General features: G+C 46.5%; 17 protein-coding genes. 6 read left to right on the plus strand and 11 right to left on the minus strand.

Annotated elements, in window-relative coordinates:
- Positions 1-57: 57 nt before the first annotated feature.
- The 3 genes from CEQ32_RS06700 to CEQ32_RS06710 all read right to left on the minus strand — a co-directional run bounded on the left by CEQ32_RS06700 (position 58) and on the right by CEQ32_RS06710 (position 2,381).
- Positions 58-462: a YbaY family lipoprotein gene (locus tag CEQ32_RS06700; protein WP_047537248.1), complete on the minus strand. Its 405-nt coding sequence runs from the start codon at positions 460-462 to the stop codon at positions 58-60.
- A 1-nt stretch (position 463) separates the two neighbouring features.
- The gene (gene tesB / locus CEQ32_RS06705; RefSeq protein WP_088585734.1) at positions 464-1,330 is read right to left on the minus strand and encodes an acyl-CoA thioesterase II; all 867 of its coding nucleotides are present in this window, start codon (positions 1,328-1,330) and stop codon (positions 464-466) included.
- A 118-nt stretch (positions 1,331-1,448) separates the two neighbouring features.
- Positions 1,449-2,381 (minus strand): SDR family NAD(P)-dependent oxidoreductase, encoded by a 933-nt coding sequence (locus tag CEQ32_RS06710; protein ID WP_088585735.1) that lies wholly within the window; start codon positions 2,379-2,381, stop codon positions 1,449-1,451.
- Positions 2,382-2,711: 330 nt separating this feature from the next.
- Here CEQ32_RS06710 and CEQ32_RS06715 point away from each other — a divergent pair, with 330 nt between their 5' ends.
- The gene (locus tag CEQ32_RS06715) at positions 2,712-3,587 is read left to right on the plus strand and encodes a 1,4-dihydroxy-2-naphthoate polyprenyltransferase (protein WP_037425645.1); all 876 of its coding nucleotides are present in this window, start codon (positions 2,712-2,714) and stop codon (positions 3,585-3,587) included.
- Between the two features lie 138 nt (positions 3,588-3,725).
- Here the strand turns inward: CEQ32_RS06715 and CEQ32_RS06720 are convergent, their stop codons facing one another.
- Both CEQ32_RS06720 and CEQ32_RS06725 read right to left on the minus strand, forming a co-directional pair.
- Positions 3,726-4,535 (minus strand): DODA-type extradiol aromatic ring-opening family dioxygenase, encoded by an 810-nt coding sequence (locus CEQ32_RS06720; protein WP_088585736.1) that lies wholly within the window; start codon positions 4,533-4,535, stop codon positions 3,726-3,728.
- A 70-nt stretch (positions 4,536-4,605) separates the two neighbouring features.
- Entirely contained in the window at positions 4,606-5,082 is a 477-nt protein-coding gene (locus CEQ32_RS06725) for a DoxX family protein (protein ID WP_088585737.1), read from the minus strand.
- A gap of 435 nt (positions 5,083-5,517) precedes the next feature.
- Here CEQ32_RS06725 and CEQ32_RS06730 point away from each other — a divergent pair, with 435 nt between their 5' ends.
- Positions 5,518-6,414: a LysR family transcriptional regulator gene (locus CEQ32_RS06730; protein ID WP_088585738.1), complete on the plus strand. Its 897-nt coding sequence runs from the start codon at positions 5,518-5,520 to the stop codon at positions 6,412-6,414.
- A gap of 283 nt (positions 6,415-6,697) precedes the next feature.
- Here CEQ32_RS06730 and CEQ32_RS06735 read toward each other — a convergent pair whose 3' ends face one another.
- The 6 genes from CEQ32_RS06735 to CEQ32_RS06760 all read right to left on the minus strand — a co-directional run bounded on the left by CEQ32_RS06735 (position 6,698) and on the right by CEQ32_RS06760 (position 15,156).
- A complete protein-coding gene (locus CEQ32_RS06735; protein WP_088586955.1) occupies positions 6,698-7,408 on the minus strand; it encodes a hypothetical protein in 711 nt (236 codons plus the stop codon).
- 306 nt (positions 7,409-7,714) lie between these two features.
- Positions 7,715-8,179: a hypothetical protein gene (locus CEQ32_RS06740; protein ID WP_037425650.1), complete on the minus strand. Its 465-nt coding sequence runs from the start codon at positions 8,177-8,179 to the stop codon at positions 7,715-7,717.
- 10 nt (positions 8,180-8,189) lie between these two features.
- Entirely contained in the window at positions 8,190-10,313 is a 2,124-nt protein-coding gene (locus tag CEQ32_RS06745; protein WP_088585739.1) for a S8 family serine peptidase, read from the minus strand.
- Between the two features lie 540 nt (positions 10,314-10,853).
- Positions 10,854-12,380, minus strand: coding sequence for an NADP-dependent phosphogluconate dehydrogenase (gene gndA / locus CEQ32_RS06750; protein ID WP_088585740.1), 1,527 nt, complete (start codon positions 12,378-12,380; stop codon positions 10,854-10,856).
- A gap of 227 nt (positions 12,381-12,607) precedes the next feature.
- On the minus strand, positions 12,608-12,922 hold the full coding sequence (gene sugE, locus CEQ32_RS06755; RefSeq protein ID WP_037425659.1) for a quaternary ammonium compound efflux SMR transporter SugE: 315 nt from the start codon (positions 12,920-12,922) through the stop codon (positions 12,608-12,610).
- Between the two features lie 326 nt (positions 12,923-13,248).
- Positions 13,249-15,156 carry a propionyl-CoA synthetase gene (locus tag CEQ32_RS06760; RefSeq protein ID WP_088586956.1) on the minus strand — a complete coding sequence of 636 codons (1,908 nt, stop codon included), beginning with the start codon at positions 15,154-15,156 and terminating at the stop codon, positions 13,249-13,251.
- A gap of 225 nt (positions 15,157-15,381) precedes the next feature.
- Between CEQ32_RS06760 and CEQ32_RS06765 the strand changes: the two genes are divergently transcribed.
- From CEQ32_RS06765 to CEQ32_RS06780, 4 genes are all read left to right on the plus strand, one after another.
- On the plus strand, positions 15,382-17,064 hold the full coding sequence (locus CEQ32_RS06765; RefSeq protein WP_069454756.1) for a L,D-transpeptidase family protein: 1,683 nt from the start codon (positions 15,382-15,384) through the stop codon (positions 17,062-17,064).
- Between the two features lie 260 nt (positions 17,065-17,324).
- Positions 17,325-17,729 (plus strand): MerR family transcriptional regulator, encoded by a 405-nt coding sequence (locus CEQ32_RS06770; protein WP_011623082.1) that lies wholly within the window; start codon positions 17,325-17,327, stop codon positions 17,727-17,729.
- A gap of 153 nt (positions 17,730-17,882) precedes the next feature.
- Positions 17,883-19,052, plus strand: a complete 1,170-nt coding sequence (locus tag CEQ32_RS06775) for an isovaleryl-CoA dehydrogenase (protein ID WP_037425664.1) — start codon at positions 17,883-17,885, stop codon at positions 19,050-19,052.
- A 100-nt stretch (positions 19,053-19,152) separates the two neighbouring features.
- On the plus strand, positions 19,153-20,760 hold the full coding sequence (locus CEQ32_RS06780; protein ID WP_011623084.1) for a carboxyl transferase domain-containing protein: 1,608 nt from the start codon (positions 19,153-19,155) through the stop codon (positions 20,758-20,760).
- Positions 20,761-20,788: the final 28 nt, after the last annotated feature.

A 20,788-nucleotide genomic window follows, 5' to 3' on the forward strand; every position in this document is an offset into this window, starting at 1 on the left:
CGCGATTTACCAAACAAAAAGCCCTTACGAAAAGGGCTTTTTAAAATAACACATGCTTTACTGATTAATCATCACCGCCTTCATCAATACTTCAGTGGTGTATTTACCATTATTAATCACAGGGAAACGATCATAGGTCTGGAAAATCACCTTGTCCTGGTACTTGATCATAGCCACTACGCCATAATTAATACGTTTATCGATTGATTGCGCGGGTAATAAGAACTTAAATGGCACAGGTGCTCGGGCGATATTAAAGCTTTTTTGAGCAATAATGGCCCCCGGAGTATTCAAATCGATAATGGCAATAGTAATTTCACTGCCTTGTGGCAAGATAATTTTCTCTAAATAACCCGCCGCACCATTGATGATAATGGGAGGTTCAGGTTGTACCGTTACGCAACCAGTCATCGTCAATGAGCTTAAACAGAATAGAATAAATATTTTTAATTTCAGTAACATATTAGCTTCCTTTTACCATACGGATCAGCCCCTCTTGGGTCGTCGATGCGACAAGCTCGCCCTGCTGATTAAAAAATTGTCCTCGGACATACCCACGCCCACCACTGGCATTTGGGCTATCGATACTATAGAGCAACCATTCTCCCATATTAATGGGTCGGTGGAACCACATCGCATGATCTATGGTTGCCATGCGGATGCCCGGGGTTAAAAACGACACGCCATGGGGCTGAGCCGCCGTGACTAAAAAATTAAAGTCGGAAGCATAGGCTAGTAAATATTCATGGATATGACTATCTGTTGGCATTGCACCATTCGCCCTTAACCACACATAGCGATATGGCTCAGTTTCTTTAGGTGCGAAGGGATGCAGAGGGTTGACTAAGCGCATCTCAATTGGCGCGTCTTCCATAAACTTTTCAAGGATCCTTGCAGGGACTTTATCCCTTAAGGTCATAGCCAACTCATTTTGATTTAATAAACCTTCAGGGCCAGGCACCTGCGGCATCTGTGCTTGATGTTCAAAACCCACCTCGGGTTCTTGGAAGGAACAGGTCATATGAAAAATCGGCCGTCCCTTTTGTATTGCACTCACCCGCCTAGCACTAAAGCTGCCTCCATCGCGCATATTTTCAACTTCATACACTATGGGTAACTTCTCATCGCCTGCGCGTAAAAAATAAGAGTGGAGCGAATGCACTTGCCGCTCTGCTAGTACGGTTTGCTTAGCCGCGCTCAAGGCCTGTCCCATGACTTGCCCACCAAACACATGCCCAAATCCTAGGTCTTGACTTTGACCGCGAAACAGCCCGATTTCGATTTGCTCAAGGGATAATAATGATAAGAGATCGTCTAATACCTGACTCATGGGATCCTACGGAAAATTAGCAATGAATACCCAAGGGTAACCCAGTTCGACTAGGGCTGACCAGTAGGGAGTCACTTGGCATGGTGTTTGTTAACGATTTAACAAAACGCACGCCGAACTACTCAATTTTTATATGATGCTCAAGAGCGCTCTGCTTTGACCAAGCCAACACTTTATCCTCACCACAGGAATGTAAATTAACCGGAAAGGCATTGTGAAGTTCTGACCAATATTTCACGAGTTTATCGGGCGTACATTGTCCCTCACTAAAGTAGATAGACTGAAACTCAGCGAATCTGCCGTGGCTGACACTGCCAGCGCCCGCCAATAAATGCTGACCATTAGGGGCCTTTGGACTCACTAAAAACGCCACGGTCGCAGTCAGCGTATCAAAGCAAAATAGCGGTTGAATCGCAGGAGCTAAATGCTTTCGAGTCATAGCCGTTAATGCCTGAGGGCATAAGCTATTGATATAAATGTTATATTGCTCGCCCTCTATCGATAGGCTGTTTACTATTCCCACTAAAGCCATCTTGGCGGCACTGAATGCGACTTGGTGTAAATCACCAAAGAGTGCCGAAACCCCCGTTGTCATCAAAATGCGGCCATAACCCTGTGCTTTCATCGCTGGCCATATTGCTTGAGTCAGATAAAAACTGCCATTAACATCAACGTCAAACTGCCGCTGCCACTCAGCTTGTTGAATATGCTCAAAAGGACGAGCACCATAAACACCGGCATTATTGATTAATATATCCACGCCCTGCCAACATTGAAGCAAGCTATTCACCATAGTCTTAACATCCATCTGTTGACTGACATCCACCTCAAAGCAAAGGCACTCGGCCCCGAGTTTTAAAATCGTCTCATGGGTTTGGCGCAATTCATCATTGCTATAGTCAGCATCTGGGTGTTTTGGGCGTTTAGAGGACACCTTAGGTTGGTCGACAAGCACCACTTTGGCGCCCCGCTCTGCCAACATAATGGCATAGGCTCTCCCAAGCCCAGCGCCAGCTCCGGTGATCAACGCCACTTGGTTATCGAAACGCATCCTATCGAATCCTTATCATTGACATAAAGGTGACGTGCTCATTCTCCGGCAGCTAAGCCCGATGACTTGCCTTACACTCAAAGCTCTATCAGCGTTAAGTTACTGGCTTTACCAATGACATACGGGTAAACGGCATAAACTATAAAAGCACAGACAATGTGGATTTTCTTTGACATTGGCGGCAAATCTTTTCCCTAACCGCGAAACATCTGTGCGCCAATTCAAACTCTATTACATGCGTGTATTAGATAGTACTCACTTTAGGGTAATTTCTTGTTATGCTATGGCGCTGTTCACTACTCATTCCTTTTTAGATAACGACTAGACATCATGAATCCTTGGATTTTAGCCATCAGACCTCGCACCTTACCCGCGGCAATCGGTCCCCTGTTAATTGGTAATATTCTGGCGCTGCACCTTGAGCGTTTCAGTTGGTTAATTGCCGTGACATCGATGTTGTGCGCGATTTTATTGCAGATCGCTGTCAACCTCGCCAATGACTATTTTGATTTTAAAAATGGTATCGATACTGCCGAACGTATTGGCCCAGTTCGCGTGACGCAAAGCGGGATGATCCCAGCCTATAAAGTACGTAATGCGATGATCTTCTGCTTATTACTCGCGTTAACAGTAGGTTCCTATTTGATTTGGCACGGTGGTTGGCCAATAGCGATTTTAGCGGCGGCGGCGATTTTAGGCGCCCTCGGCTACAGCGGCGGACCTTATCCTTTAGCCTCACACGGGCTAGGCGAAGTTGCCGCCTTTGTGTTTTTTGGCTTAGTGGCTGTGGTCGGCAGTTATTATTTGCAGGCAGGTGATACTAATTTGAATGCGTGGCTACTTGGCTGTGCGATTGGCTTATTTAACGCCGCCATTATGTTAGTTAACAACACCCGCGATATTCGCACCGACACCCAAGCGGGCAAACATACCCTAGCCGTGAGGATTGGCGAGGCACAGGCCAAAGTCTTGTATCAAGCCTTAATTTACTTACCCTTTGGTTTAGTGATCGCGGGATTCTTACTGGGCATTCTGCCTGGATTACCGGTATTGTTGGCGGGTTTATCTCTGCTTATCGCCCGTAAACTCAGTAGCGATTTCTATGCTGTATCGGGTGAGGCGCTTAATCCACTATTGGGACGCACAGCAAAACTTACTATGATTTTCAGTACCCTATTCAGTGTGGGACTGGTGTTTACCGCTTAAGCTGGAATACCAACATCTCAGAGTTGTCCCCATTACTGAGTAAGAGCCAGCCACCAATTAGCTAGGTTAAAGTACAAAAAGGTTCGTCATGATGCGCCAAACGCACAACATGATGAACCTTTTGCTTTTAGGGACAAATTAAGACCAGAGATAAGCCGAGATTGCCGTGTTAAATAACACGCCACTAAATTGATGCGTGGCTTTTGGCGTCTGTAAATGCGCCGCCCCAAAACACACATGTAAAGGAATTAAATGCTCTTCCCTTGGGTGACTAAAACGCGCCTCTGGCGCCGATTGCCAATCGATTAATTGTGCCTTGGCGTGGTTATCGCCTGATGTCACTACATCGGTTAACCAAGTATCAAACGCTTGGCTGCGAGGCAACACCTTAGGATCGCCGGAGAAAAACGCGCGCATATTGTGAAACGACATGCCAGACCCCACAATCAGCACCCCTTGGGTACGTAATGATGCCAATGCTTCACCGATAGCAATATGGGCACTCGAGTCTAGATGCTGCACTAAGGACATTTGCACCACAGGAATGTTGGCCTCAGGATACATCAACTTAAGTGGCACAAAGGTGCCGTGATCGAAGGCACGTTGATTATCCAACCGTACCTCAATGCCGCTTGCCTTAAGTAAACTGGCAATGGTTTCGGCAAGCTGCGGCTCACCGGGTGCAGGATAAGAAAGCGTATAAGCCTCAGGGGGAAAACCATAGTAATCGAACAGCATACCAGGATGAGAATGGCTCGACACTGTCACCTGCGCCTCTTCCCAGTGGGCGGTAACTAAAACAATCGCCTTGGGCGTGGGAATAGTCTCTGCCACCTTGGATAAATATGACCGTAATTCCCGATGATTTGCATCATTGAGTAATGGTAAAGGCCCGCCACCATGGGGAACAAACAGCACTGGCATTTGAGCCGAGTTCGCGTACGTCATAGTAAATGTCTCTTGATTAAACAGTGAGTTGTCACTTGTAAATTGAAACTTGTCTGCGCGGCGGCCAAAATCAGAAAACCGCTTTTATGTCCACCAGCTGACGTTGAAAACGCACTAATCTATCGACGGTTTCATCTAACTTGATGATTAAAAAAAGCAAGGCAGATAATAACAATGCGGGTAGCGCGTTAAGGGTAGCTTCAAAATTAAAGTGGTAATAAATGGCTCCCATCATCACCGACAGTAATGCTGTTGCCGACAGGACTCGAGATTCACGCCAGCCAATACCAATGGCGCCCAGCACTTCAATCACACCGATAAAGTAGCCAAAACCCGTTGGTAAATTCATCACGCTAAAGGGCGCATGGAAAAACGGCACGCTGAGTAACTTACCCATGCCCGAGAATAAAAACACTATGCTCATGGCGAGCGTTACCAAAGCCGCCGCACGATTTAAGGTATTGGCACAGACAAAGAGTTTTTGAGGGTCAGCCTCAGCCGCGGTTTTGTTTTCACTTTTGGCAAAACATAATTGATTGATAGACATAACGACCTCATTGCTCATCACTTTTAGACCTAATTCCGTATAAACTCTTGCTAAACAACCTGAGCTCGGGATAAGTAGAGCCGCTGAATAGGCATCTTTTCGGGCCTCTCTGCGTTGCTCTGTCTAACCATAGCTCGCTATGGCATACGACAGAGCGCCTTGATATGCGCAAAAATCTGCGCATTCAGTCAGAAAAAAGATTCCTCTTTTCAAAGAAATCATTTATAGCATTGATTTTGTTTGTTAAATTTAGATTTTTCGACACTCGTTATCCCGAGTTCAGGTTAAACAGTACTCTAAACGCAAAGTAGTGGGCTCGTATTTTGTGCTCACTACTGTCATATGGCGAGATTATGCGCCCACAAAAAATAAATAAATATGGAATAATATCTAACATCTTTTAAAATAATTCTTTATCTGTTTAAGAGTATTGCCATGACCTTAGAACAGCTGCTGATGTTCAATACCGTCGCCCTCGCTGGCTCGCTAAAGGCCGCCAGTGACAAACTCCATAAGACCCAGCCTGCGATCAGTCAGAGCATTAAACAATTGGAATCCCAGCTAGATGTAGTGTTGTTCGACCGCCAAGGTTATCGGTTAGCACTGACCCAAGAGGGACGAAAGCTATTGCAATACGCCCAGCGCGTACTGAATGAAGCGCAGGAAATGCGCCAAGTGGCCAAGCATTTAGCCAAAGGTAACGAGGCCAGTATCACCTTAGCCTTTGAGGCCTCCTTTAATCTTGCTCGAATCTTGCCGATGTTAGAGCGCACACAAAATGAGTTTCCACATACACAAATTATTCTTAAACAAGAGTATTTAACTGGGGCACTCGAAGCCCTAAATCAAGGCAAAGCCGATATTGCGATTTCAGCTGGCGGTATTGAGCTGCTTCGCTCAAGCCATTATGAGCTTGGTTATTTATTTTCAGGGAGTTTATTGGATGTTGCTTCCCCCCGTTTACTGAGCCGTTATCCCAATCTAAGTCATGTAAGGCAATTGGTGAACGAGTACCAAATTGTGATCCAAGATACTGGCACTGGCACCGCCAATATCGAATTTGGGGTGCAAGCTGGGCAGCGCCGTTGGTATGTGAATGATTTTTATACGAAGAAAATGCTTATTCAAGGAGGGATGGGATGGGGAAAACTTCCCCATTATATGGTCGAAGAAGCCATCGCAGAAGGAAGCTTACAACAGCTTGAACTACAAGAAAGACAAAACCTGATCCAACTCGATTACTATGTGATGCGGCCGCCCCACTCACCACTAGGCCCTGTGGCACAGGCGCTATGGGACAATTTAGTGCAACTAGCCGTTAAGCCAAGCTGATAATTGACCTCTTTTGATATCACACTATCTGTATATGTAATCTGTATATGTAATCTGAATATGACATTCGTTAATCAGTCATATTTTGAAGGCTGGCTGCCTTGATAGAAGCTAACAGTTCAGCCTAAAGGAGCACTTAAATAAATGCGCGTGACACTCTGATGCGCTTTTCATCATGCTTATTCAGTAAAAGCCTATTGTTGTTTTATCGCGTAATTTGCAGCCGCGATGACGCAATTTGCTTCACATATTACTCAGTCATGCAATCCAACTAGCAATTAACTCAGCGCCGATAATAAATAATTGACCAAAAATCAAACTGCTCGCCTTTAGCGGCGCACCAATCCGGAAACGACTCAGCCACAGTATGAGTGGAATACTCCTCCCAGCAATTTATCATTGACTGGTAATAATCATGCCTGTTTTGCAGCCTTGATTTACTCTCCTGCGTTTGTAATCGCTCGATTAATGTGTGTGCTGACGCTAACGAATCTTTTGCCCGCGATATATCCCCCAGCAACACAGATTCAGATAGATGGTGAGTCTGAAAATCGACACTGCTTAAATGGGACAACGCGACTTGAGTGAGGCAAATTTCATCGGCCGGCTCGAGCGTCAGCGCCCTTTCATAGGAGGCGATATCCTCACCAATATAGCCTAACCATTTGTGGGGAATGGGATTATTGGGCTCATCTACCGCCCATTGGGCCAGCACATTTTTGAGCAATACGGTGAGGGGGTAAGCGAGTAACTGGTGTGTTTCACGCTGCCAATAACCTAAGGATGATAGTTCTTCAGCTATTTGCCTTTGTTTAGTCAAGGATTGGCTCTTGCAGTGCGACACAAATGTGTTCACCGTCGCAATCGCTTGCTTCTTTAGTCCTTGCTCTTTTTGCAGGCAATATTGGCCAAAAAGTTCATACCCCTTCAGAGCCGAATACTGAGTCCCTATCGACTTTAATCCTTCAAAGTTATCGCTATTCCAGTAGTTCATATTGAGACTTGAGTTGGTGAGACCTTCGGGCTGAACAATGCAACCACTCGTATGGAAAAGTACATGGAATAATGCAAACATGGTCCATGTTAATCATGCGCTAAAGCCGAGTGAAGCACGGCCCCAAGGCATAGAAGCAGATTGTAATCTCTAAACCCATGGTGAACCAGATAGTTTAGCGCTAAGCGGTTATATTATTGGTCGTTTTACGATAAAGCCTCTGATATTAATAGGCTCATATTAATAATTAACTCATAATAAAGGGCCTTGCGGCCCTTTATTCACCTTTTAACTTCGCTAAATGGCTTACTGAATTTCTTGCTTGGCGAGTGCGCGATCTAACTTAGCACGCTCCACTTCAGGCGAGGCTTTAACCGCTTGAATTAAGCCAATTAAATCAGTACCTTCTTCGGCGGCCAGCAGCAATAAGTTATTGTCATTCTGCCAATCAACTTTTAAACCGTGAGTCTTAGCAAAATCATCGGCTGATACACCTGGTTTTAGTTTAACCACTAACTTTCCGGTCATTTCGGCAAAGGGTTTACCCGATTGAGTCACTACTTTCTGCCCTTTAACCAATTGCTTAGCCTGTTTAATCCCAGTCTCAGTTTTAACAAAGTAGGGTGTATCTAAACCGAGAAACTCGGCACGGCTCACTTGAACACCTTTAGACTCAGCTTGAGGTTCAGTGAGTTCGATCTTGTCATGTGCCATTGCTTGAACTGACAGTGAAAGTGCAACAGCTACTAATGATAAATTTAACGCTTTCATTGGTTACTCCTTAAGATGCAGACTTGGCGGCATGGCCATGGAAACGAATTGACCAACCTTTCAGTTTGCCATCGGCTTCGTTAGGGATTGAGATATAGCCTTGATCGTATTTAACAAATCGATAGCTACCGCTATTCACATCAATTAGCTTGATTGTCCATTCACCTTTTGATGATTCGCCATAGAAGGCATTTGATAACATAGGTGTTGCATCATAGCCTTTAACAAGATCATCCGGATCATTCTTATCCATCACCCCTTGGTAAACTAAACCGTTATAAGGTGTCATCAACACACTCTTAGTACCTGCAGGCGAAATCAGCTCTACCGCTAAATCAGGTAGACGCAGGTGATCGGCAGTCAGCTCAATTTGCACGGCTTCAATCACTAAATCGTCAGCGACTACTTGGGTATCCGTCACGCCATTAATATCAGCATCGGGAATCGCTTTGGTGAGCGCTGCGCTTGCTTGCCACTCGGTTACGACATAGTCGCCTAAGTCCTGTGCATAGGATTTGGCGAGCTTAACGGCTTCAGTTAAATTCACTCGACCAAAACCATAGAGGTTATGGAATGAAAAACCCGCCGCGTTTTGTAACCAACTAGGGATAGCCGCATACACTGGCGCACCTTCACCCTCACCAATGGTCACGGTTTTAGGCGCAATATCCGCATCAACTTTGGTAGCTGTCTTCGCCAAAATATAGCGAATATCACGCCAAGTGAGATCTGGATTAGCACTCATAATGACAGCGACAGCTCCCGAAGTGTTAGGTGCCGCAGACGAGGTACCATTCATTGTCGATGTGTAATCACAATTGGGGTTTAACGGGTTTAAACCACCGTGGAATGGCGTGCTTGGTCTATCTTCTGCGATTGCAGAGCCCTTCACACATCCCATAAAGTCGGTTGTAACAATCGCAGGATCATTATCACCATACTCACCACCAGGTGCTGTGACAAAAATATTCGAGCCCACGGATGAATAGCTAGAAAGTTTACCCTTAGCATTAATTGCACTAACAACTAAGTTATAAACGTTAGCATTGTCAGAGGACATGTTGGAATTATGGAAAGGTAAGCCGTGGTTAGCGGGATTTTCCGTCGTTGCCGTGAAGTAATCTCCCGGTAACCAGAAAGTACGGAAACGATAGTAGTCATACCCATTACCCGCGGACTTAACGAAAATACTGCCTTTGCCATCGAAGCTTTGCGTTGCAATATCTTGATAAACTTCGGTTTCATCCTCATCAAACCCATGAGGGAATGGCACGCTGTAACCATAGCTTTGGTTAAAAACGCGTGCACTATCGCTATAGGCACTGGCACCGTGGGATTTAGCAAAGTTTTCAAATGTTTGTACGTTTGTCACTTTACCCGTTGGATCTTCATCTAAAAAGTTAAAGCCAATTAATTTTGCCTTAGGTGCCACACCGCGACCACCAATACCGTTCCAACCTTCTGCAGCAATAATCCCTCCTACTGCTGTACCATGAGCTGCTGTAGCAGACCCAGAGAAAGGTGTTGGATCAACAGTACCTGTAATTAAATTGTATGAACCACCATTTACAGTGTTATTTGTTAGATCTGGGTGAGCAATTTCTAAGCCGCTATCGACCACCGCGACAATCACACCTTGTCCCATAGCATTATCTGAAATTGCACCGCTCACATTCATATCTTCACCGGCAACACCGCGGTTAGCCGCAAAAGCATTCTGCCCAGTATTTTTTAAATGCCATTGGTAGGTAAAGAGTGGATCGCCATGCTTAATATTGATTGTCAGATTGGCTTCAGCCTGTAATTGGCCATCGGAGACTTTGAACCGAACCACCTCTGTCCCTTCATTGGCATCAGATGCATAGGTAAATTCACCCGTGCTTTTATTGACTAGCGTAAAGGTGCCGAGTTTGAGATCAGCAGGGTCCACTAAAGAATAAGTTAAACCACCTTCGACATCCGTCCCCTCAAGTTTTCCAGTAAAAAGAATCGACTGTGACACATCAACAGTCATATCCGCTGTGGTCGGGGCAGTATTCACTTTAGGCACAGGTGCCGGAGTCTTCTTATCATCGCTCCCACAGCCAGCCAATAAGGCCGCCGTGATGCTTAATGCAACAATGGACATACGCATAATAGACATTCCTTCTTCTCATTACTTATTACAACTTAATTTGGCGTGATAATGTTGATTAACATTATTCCGCATTAAGTTCTGTTATTTTAGTTATACCCTATGAACTCTTATAAAATACAAGCATCAAATGGGAAGCAAAGATTTAACACAAAGGAAATAATTATGAAAACAAATATAAACAGAATGAAAGACTGAATAGGTTTATTCGATTATTTTAGCAGCAGATGAAATTAAGAACAGATAAAGACTGATAATAAATAAGACATCAAAAAACATATTGAAAACAAAAACATGATAAATTTATATGTTTTTTAAAATTACAAGACAACAAACCGTTTAAATTACATAAATTTTTACATTTTGAATCTTCAAATTCTTTAAAAATATTAAAACAGCAAAATTAAACCGTCCCAAAATATAGAATGGCAAACGGTTAAAGCGTCAGGTTATTAACATTTATAAAACAAGTTTGAGTTATTAAACAGATACGACCAATAAAAAAGCCCCTATTTCTAGGGGCTATTCAAATTATTCTATCTAGAGTTTAATTAAAACTCTGTTTGTGGCACTCCAATCTAAATGGTATTTCTCACCGGCTGGCTTATCTAAACGCTCAAAAGTATGGGCACCAAAAAAGTCCCGTTGTCCTTGGAGCAAATTAGCTGGCAAGGTCTCACTGCGATAACTGTCGTAATAGGCCAGTGCCGAGCTAATGCAAGGCACAGGGATCCCTTGCATAACCGCCGCCGCCACAGCACTGCGCCACGCTGTTTGTTTTTCTGATAAGGTAGTTGCAAAGGTGTCTGCCATTAACAAACAACTTAAGTCAGCATCCGCTTGATAAGCTTGGGTTATCGATTGCAAGAAGGTGGCACGAATAATACAACCCGCACGCCAGATTTTCGCGATCTCAGCAAAATCGAGTTGCCATTTTTGCTCCTGCGCCGTCATCGCCATCAGTTGGAAACCTTGAGCGTAGCAACAGACCTTAGCGCAATAGAGCGCACTCTCTAAGGCATCGATTAAGACGGCTTTTTGGTTTTCATCCATCGCAGGAGATAAGGGGCCCGCAAGCTTTTTACTGAGCTCAACACGAAGGGATTTTTGGGTGCTCACCGCGCGCGCATAAACCGCTTCGGCAATAGTGGGAGCCGGACAACCTATTTGTAAACTGCTGACCGCAGTCCAAAGTCCAGTGCCCTTCTGCCCTGCTTTATCGAGGATCATCTCAACTAACGGTTTACCCGTTAGCGGATCCGCCTGTTTGAGCACCTCGGCGCTGATCCCCATCAGATAACTGTTTAAACTGCCCTTATTCCAGCGTTCAAACACCTCACCTACCTGTGCTGCGCTCATGCCTAAGCCATCGTGCATTAACTGATAGGCTTCGCAAATCAGTTGCATATCGGCGTATTCAATGCCGTTATGCACCATTTTCACATAATGCCCAGCACCCGCAGGCCCAATATAGGTCGTGCAAGGTTCGCCTTCGGTCACCGGATTTCCCGGCTCAAAACGCTCAATCGGCAGCCCCGTTTTAGGGTCAACCTTAGCGGCAATAGCCTTCCAAATCGGCGCAACATGTTGCCATGCACCAAGATCGCCACTTGGCATTAATGAAGGCCCAAAACGGGCACCAACCTCACCGCCCGAAACGGCTGAGCTGAAGAAGATAAATTTGCCTTGATAACGCTTTTCGCGTTCAACGGTGTCAGTCCAAAGACTATTGCCCGTATCGATTACGATGTCGTCCGCTTCGATACCAGCAGAAATCAGGGCATGACATACCCCATCCACAGGTGCACCCGCAGGGACAGATAGCACGAGAATACGGGGATGAGTGAGGCTGGCTAACATTTCTGAAAGATTAGCACAGCCTGTAATACGCAGATCCTGTCCTACACGTTCTTGTTTTTCTTGTTGTAAAACCCCGTTGACTTTAACAGGATCGAGATCGAAGGCACTGACGCGATATTGATTGTCGGCGATGTTTAGCGCAAGGTTTTTACCCATTACGCCAAGGCCTATCACGCCAATGTCATTAAGATTGCTGTGGTTTTGCATTATATAATTCCCACGGGTCACAGAGGTTAGAAATAACCAATTTGGAGCAGTAATTATATCGGCCTTTGTAACTTAATTACCAGAGAGAAGAGACGATGCATACGATTGGCAAACTCGATTGCAAATCAAGATGTGTTGTTTTTTCAGGAGAATATTCCCAAATCTCATAAACATCTTTACCAATCGTATACATCTTGGGCAAGTTCTTCCTTGGGGAAGTAAATTGATTAATGAGCGAGTTTTAAGCCGAGTACGCCAAGCAAAATGAGGATTAAGCTGGCGATTTTCAGCAAGCTCACTCCCTCGCCTAAGAGAATAATGCCCGCAATTGCCGTGCCCATGGCACCTATGCCAACCCACACCCCATAAGCCGTGCCTATCGGCAATTGCTTAACGGCGAGGCCCAGTAGCAACACACTGAACGCCATGGAGAGCAAAGTAAACACACTCGGCCACAAGCGAGTAAAACCATCGGTGTATTTGAGTCCGATGGCCCAACCAATTTCAAAAAGTCCAGCAAGAATTAACAGTAACCAGCTCATAGAGAACTCCCATACGGGGTCGTCCCCAAATTGATATCGGCGTATTTAGGGTCGTCCCTAAGCCGTTGTGAAATGTTAATGGGTCAAAAGCAATAAGGATAATGAATGTCCGCAGTACCGCTTAAGATCCGGCGCCTTAATAGTGCACTGTCGACGCAAAGCTCTATTAAGAATGCTGGCTAGACTACCAAAATGTGACGAATAAGGGCAAGTGATCTAAGCATTCGTCTAAATCTAAATAAGAAAGCGATAATCTAAAAAGACTATCGCTTGCTCTTTTGTTTGACGATCTTAACTTTTTAAGTCGTTAACTTGAGCCGCTCACTCTAGCCCACTAAAGCATCGGCATAGCCCATGCGGGTTAAGGTCGTGCGGACTAAATCGAGGGTCTGCGGATCTTCAATGGTCGCTGGCGCCGTATATTGCTGATTATCAGCAATTTTACGCATAGTGCCGCGCAGGATTTTACCCAAGCGGGTTTTCGGCAGCTTTTGAATCGCGCTCACCAACCTAAAGGACGCAACGGGACCAATTTCTTGGCGAACGAGGGCAATTAACTGCTTATGCAGCTCCTCATCCGTAATAGTCACGCCCTTTTTAAGTACCACTAAGCCTAATGGCACTTGGCCCTTTAATTTGTCATCAACACCAATCACTGCGGCTTCGGCCACATCGGGATGCTGGCACAGCACCTCTTCAAACCGCCCAGTAGAGAGACGATGACCCGCAACGTTAATAATGTCATCGATGCGGCTCATAATGTAGAGATAACCCTCTTCATCCATGTAGCCCGCATCACCCGTAAGGTAATAGCCTGGGTACATGGATAAGTAACTATCCTGATAACGTTTATTATTTTGCCAGAGCGTTGTGAGCGTGCCCGGTGGCAAGGGTAATTTTATCACCACATTGCCAGAGACATTCGCCGCCACTTTAACCCCTAGCTCATCGACGACATCAACTTCGTATCCAGGCACGGGTCGCCCCGGTGAGCCGGCTTTAACGGCAATCGGCGCCACCCCCATTAGATTTGCGGCTACTGGCCAACCTGTTTCAGTTTGCCACCAATGATCAATAACCGGCTTATGCAACTTGTCTTCAGCCCAATGCAGGGTGTCGGGATCGCAGCGCTCCCCAGCTAAAAAGACATTCTTCAAGCAGCTTAAATCAACACCTTGAATAAATTCGCCGTCGGGATCTTCACGCTTAATAGCGCGAATCGCCGTGGGCGCGGTGAAAAAGCTTTTGACTTGATACTTGGCAATCGTACGCCAAAAGGCGCCGGGGTCGGGTGTACCAACGGGTTTGCCTTCATATAACAGCGTGGTCGCCCCCACGAGTAACGGACCATAAACAATATAGGAATGACCAACAACCCAACCCACATCCGATGCCGCCCAAAACACATCGCCTTGATGAATATCATAAATATTGGCCATCGACCAAGCTAATGCGACCGCATGACCGCCATTGTCACGCACCACCCCTTTAGGTTGGCCTGTAGTGCCAGAGGTATAGAGCACATATAAAGGATCGGTAGCATTTACCGTGACGCAGTCAACGCTTTCGCATCCTTTAAGCGCGGTCTGCCAATCGGCGTCTCGACCAGTTTGCATCTGCGCTTCATATTGAGGGCGGTTTAAAATCAAGCAATGCTCAACCTTGTGCACCGCTTCATTTAATGCTTTATCTAGTAAGGGCTTATAGGGCACCACCCCTGAAGGTTCAATCCCGCAGGAGGCAGACATTACCAACTTAGGTTTGGCATCATTGATACGGGTGGCAAGTTCATTGGCCGCAAAGCCACCAAATACCACCGAATGAATGGCGCCAATGCGCGCGCAGGCAAGCATGGCATAGGCCGTTTCGGGTACCATCGGCATGTAAATAACCACCCGATCACCCTTTGTCACCCCTATAGTACGCAAATACCCTGCAAGCCTTGCTACCTGAGCCTGCAGTTCGTGATAGGTAATACTGTATTCGGTTTCGGTTACCGGGCTAACGTAATGAATCGCAATCTGCTCACCACGTCCCGCTAACACATGTCGGTCTATGGCGTTATAACACGTGTTTAACTCACCATCGCTAAACCAATGGTAAAATGGTGCCTCGCTTTCATCTAATATTTGTTTGCTTGGCGTAACCCAATCTAAGGCCTTGGCTGCTTGTTGCCAAAATGCCTGTTTGTTCGCAATAGATGTCTGATGTAATTGTTGTCCAACATCTGTCATAAGGCCTCCCATCATGACACTCATCCGTGTCAACACAGATGAAACTCTCCCCTTCCTTCCGAGGTTGATTATGACCTGCCACGCATTATTCCCCCATTAGACTAAGGGATATACTGGGGTTAAAAAATAAATCCGAAGAGATAGACCATCTAACACTTGCCGTGTAGAAGACTTCCACATAATCTTATGTCTTTAATGGATTTTTCACGGAAAGAAATACTCATTATGCGCCGCTTCAGCCAAGTCAAACTCGGTCTACTCCTATTCATCAATCTCGTCAGTACCGCTTGTTTTGCTTCGACACAACAACTTGAAGCATTACTCGAACCCCTGTCTATCGGTGAGCGGGCTAACGTAGATAACACTCAGATCATCAGCGCTAAGTTACTCTCACGGGTCTATCAAGTGCGCCAATATCAAGCACTCTGGGAGGATAAAGACTATGCAGGCACGCTACTCGATGTAATTAAAAGTGCCGATGAAGAGGGTCTTGCGAAGGAAGATTACCACTATCCCAAGTTGGTCGAACTTTACCAACAACTGAGAGCATCGAATTGGCAAGATGAGTATCGCAGTAGTGTATTTGAAGTGCTGCTAACCGATGGAATTATTACCTATGCTATTCATTTACTTAATGGCAAAGTCAATCCCAGTATGCTCGGCAAAACTTGGAACTATGATGAAGCTCATCTGGATTTTGATACCACATTAAAACAGCTTGAAGAACACATTAAAGCGCACACTGTGGCCGAGGCGATTACAGGCTTAGCGCCTAAGATTGCGCCATATCACCAGCTTAAACAGTATCTTGCCCAGTACAAAGACTTGGCCGCTCGCTATCCCTTTACCACGATTCCTTATACGGAAGTCATTAAACCCGGCAGCACTTCCCCCTCGGTACCAGGCATTGCCACACGGCTAAAAGAGTTAGGTTACTTAGCAGCAAGCTCGCCAGCGGAGAATAGCGCCGCCGTGAACGAGCCATTAACTTATGACAGCACGCTTGAAGCTGCGGTACGTCAATTTCAAACTGACCACAGCCTTAAGGCCGATGGGGTGATAGGCGCAGGCACAATGGCGGCGTTAAATGTTCCCTATACACAAAGGGTCGAGCAGATCCGCATTAACCTCGAGCGTGCCCGCTGGCTATCAGCCAACTTGCCGGCAAACTATCTGCTGGTTAATTTGGCTGGCTACGAATTATTACTATTTAAAGACAATAACTTAAACTGGCGCACCGACATTATCATCGGCAAAATCGACGCAAAGACGCCATTGTTTAAATCCAAATTAAAATATGTGGTTGTGAATCCCACTTGGACCGTGCCCCGCAGTATCTCCACGGAGATCATCAACCACTTACGTAAAGATCCCGATTATCTGCAAAAAAAGCACTTTAAAGTCGTCGAAGCCTCGGGCACGCCCGTCGATGCTCGCGGCATCGATTGGCACAGTATGACCCGCAAAAACTTTCCCTACTGGTTTGTGCAGGGGCCAGGGGAAGATAACTCCCTTGGTTTAGTTAAATTTATCTTCCCAAACCAATATTCAATTTATCTGCATGATACGCCATCGAAAAATCTATTCGAGCAAACCAATAGAGCCTTCAGTCACGGTTGTATTCGAGTGAAAGATCCTCTCGTGCTCGCCGATAAACTGCTGAGCGCCAATGCGAATTGGTCCAGCGAAACGCTCAATCGCAAACTTGCAGAGGGAAAAACAGAAAACCTGTTTTTAGATCAGCCCTTAGATATTTTGATTATGTATTGGACCGTGACCATCAAAAACGGAAAAATTAAATTTTACAATGATATATACACACGTGACCCGGTACTTATCGAAGCATTAAATCGCCCAACCTATGAGAGTGTGTTAGCCGATGATGGTTTGCTCAATACGTTGGAATAACGGCTTACACGCCTGCCTTAACGCCACCACTTAATAAGTTCTCTTCCCCCGTGGAGCCTTAAGGCAATATGGGGGGACTCACCTAAAAAAACACTTGTTTGAGTTCAAGCTAACGTAATATTTATCAACATGTTAAACAACACAGCTTGAGCCAAGTGGCAACAAGAATTGACAAAAAAAATCGACTAACCATACCACAATCTTTACCTTTACGTAAACTTCATATATCTTGCTTAAAAATGATTAACTAAGGTGCCTGAATGAGCGCAACTAACACGCCACAAACGACTTATTCGATCAGTGATCTCTCCAAAGAGTTTGATATCACGACCCGAAGCATTCGTTTTTACGAAGACCAAGGTTTACTAAAACCTAAACGTCGCGGTCAAACCCGTATTTACAGTCTTAAGGACAGGGTGCGACTCAAACTAATCCTGCGCGGCAAGCGCCTTGGGTTCTCTCTCGCAGAAACTCGTCGCCTATTCGAACTTTACGACGCCGATAAGAGCAGCACCACCCAGCTCAATACCATGCTCGCCCTAGTGGAAGAGAAAAAATCCGCCCTGCAACAGCAAATGGACGACATTAAAGTGGTCCTGATGGAGCTAAATTCAGCCGAGCAGCAATGCCGCCTCGCCCTAGAAGAAAGCAAGGCTAAGGCCTAATGCCTTCGAGGCTTGCGAGCATAACATTAACGAGCACATCAGTTGGTACGACCGCGTGACAGGGATACATCACGCAAAGCAAGACAGATTTAAAGACTCAAGCACCTAATAATCATAAAAATATAAATTAGAACATCAGAAAGGACACAAGCAATGAACTCACTCTACACCAGTCTTAATTTTGGCCTAGGCGAAGATGTCGATATGCTGCGCGATGCGGTGCAGGATTTTGCCGCGAATGAAATCGCACCGATTGCTGCGAAAGTGGATCACGACAATGCCTTTCCCAATGAACTTTGGCCCGTGCTGGGTGGGATGGGGCTTTTAGGTGTGACTGTGCCTGAGGAATACGGCGGCGCAAATATGGGCTATCTTGCCCACGTGGTCGCCATGGAAGAGATTTCCCGCGCCTCGGCCTCTATCGGCTTAAGTTACGGCGCCCACTCTAACCTGTGCGTCAACCAAATTAACCGTAACGGTAATGCTGCACAAAAAGCCAAATATTTACCCAAACTAGTGAGCGGTGAGCATATCGGCGCACTGGCAATGAGTGAGCCCAATGCAGGGTCAGATGTGGTTTCAATGAAGCTACACGCCCGTAAAGAAGGCGATCGTTATATCCTCAACGGCAACAAAATGTGGATCACCAACGGTCCCGATGCCAATACCTATGTGATTTATGCCAAAACCGACTTAACCAAAGGCGCCCACGGTATCACCGCCTTTATCGTTGAGCGTGGCTTTAAAGGTTTCAGCCAAGCGCAAAAACTCGACAAACTGGGCATGCGCGGTTCAAACACCTGTGAACTGGTGTTTGAAGATGTCGAAGTGCCAGAGGAAAACATTCTCGGCGGCCTCAACAATGGTGTCAAAGTGCTGATGAGCGGCTTAGATTACGAACGCGTCGTGCTCTCAGGCGGCCCGCTTGGGATTATGAACGCCTGTATGGACATCGTCGTACCTTATATCCACGAGCGTGAGCAATTTGGTAAATCCATCGGTGAATTCCAATTAGTACAAGGCAAATTAGCCGATATGTACACCGGTATGAACGCCGCTAAGGCCTATGTGTATAGCGTGGCGAAATCCTGCGATCGTGGTGAAACCACCCGCAAAGACGCCGCGGGCGCCATTCTCTACAGCGCGGAGCTGGCCACCAAAATGGCACTGGATGCCATCCAATTACTCGGCGGTAACGGTTACGTCAACGAGTATGCCACTGGCCGCTTACTGCGCGATGCCAAACTCTATGAGATTGGCGCCGGCACCTCAGAAATTCGCCGTATGCTGATTGGCCGCGAGCTCTTTAACGAATCGAAATAAGCAGCTCAGGGCGAATGGTGCATGACGAGCTTTAGCCTTTCATGCCCCTCGCCCACCGAGCCAACGGATACTGAGTTACCGCTTTATAAGGACAATCAACGTGACGCAATTAAGCAGTCGTATCAACGCCCGTAGCGATGAATTTAAAGCCAAATCCGACGATATGGCCGCCCTCGTGGCCGATCTCAAAACCAAGCTCGCCAAAATTGAACTCGGCGGTGGCCCCGTTGCCCTAGAGCGCCATTTGGCCCGCGGTAAACTCCTTCCTCGTCAACGGGTTGAGAAACTCCTCGACGCAGGTTCGCCCTTTTTAGAATTGTCGCAATTTGCGGCATTTGAAGTCTATGACGAAGAAGTGCCCGCCGCAGGCATCATTGCAGGCATTGGCCGCGTGAGCGGCGTAGAGTGCATGATTATCGCCAACGATGCCACGGTCAAAGGCGGCACTTACTACCCTATCACAGTCAAAAAACACTTAAGGGCACAAGAGATTGCCAGTCGCTGCCATCTGCCCTGTATCTATTTAGTCGACTCGGGCGGTGCTAACTTGCCCCGTCAGGATGAAGTTTTTCCAGACCGCGACCATTTCGGCCGGATTTTCTACAATCAAGCGCAAATGTCCGCCAAGGGCATTCCACAAATTGCGGTGGTGATGGGTCTGTGTACCGCGGGCGGCGCCTATGTTCCTGCCATGGCCGATGAATCGATTATCGTTAAAGAACAAGGCACTATCTTCCTAGCTGGACCGCCGTTAGTGAAAGCCGCGACCGGTGAAGAAGTCAGCGCTGAAGAACTTGGCGGCGCCGATGTACACACTAAAATTTCAGGTGTGGCGGATCACTTAGCCCAAAACGATGAGCATGCATTAGAGCTTGCCCGCCGCGCAGTGCTGCGTCTGAATCATCAAAAACAAATCAACAGTCTGCTAAGCCCGGTTAAGCCACCGAAGTTTGATATCAACGAACTCTACGGCATTGTCGGCACCGATCTGAAAAAGCCCTTCGATGTGAAAGAAGTGATCGCTCGCATCGTCGACGACTCGGATTTCGATGAGTTTAAGGCCAACTATGGCGCAACCCTAGTTTGTGGTTTTGCCCGCATTCACGGCTATCCCGTGGGGATTGTGGCCAACAACGGCATTTTATTCTCCGAATCGGCGCAAAAAGGCGCGCACTTTATCGAGCTGTGCTGCCAGCGCAAGATCCCGCTGCTGTTCCTGCAAAACATCACCGGCTTTATGGTGGGTAAAAAGTACGAACACGAAGGTATCGCTAAGCACGGCGCCAAGATGGTGACCGCAGTGTCCTGCGCCAATGTGCCTAAATTCACTGTGATTATCGGTGGCAGCTACGGCGCGGGTAACTACGGTATGTGTGGCCGCGCGTTCGAGCCGACCATGATGTGGATGTGGCCCAATGCGCGCATCTCTGTGATGGGTGGCGAACAAGCCGCTGGCGTATTAGCGACAGTGCGCCGCGACGGTTTAGCCCGTAAAGGTGAAGAATGGTCTGCTGAGGATGAAAAAGCCTTTAAAGCACCGATTATTGCCCAATACGATAAAGAGGGTCATCCCTACCATGCCAGTGCCCGCCTGTGGGATGACGGCATTATCGACCCGGCGCAAACCCGTGATGTGGTGGGCCTTGCCCTGTCAGCCGCATTAAATGCCCCTATCGAAGACACCCGCTTCGGCGTCTTCCGTATGTAACGCATCTTGCGATGCCTTACGTATCACT

It is taken from the genome of Shewanella sp. FDAARGOS_354 (assembly GCF_002209245.2).
Lineage (GTDB): Bacteria > Pseudomonadota > Gammaproteobacteria > Enterobacterales > Shewanellaceae > Shewanella > Shewanella xiamenensis.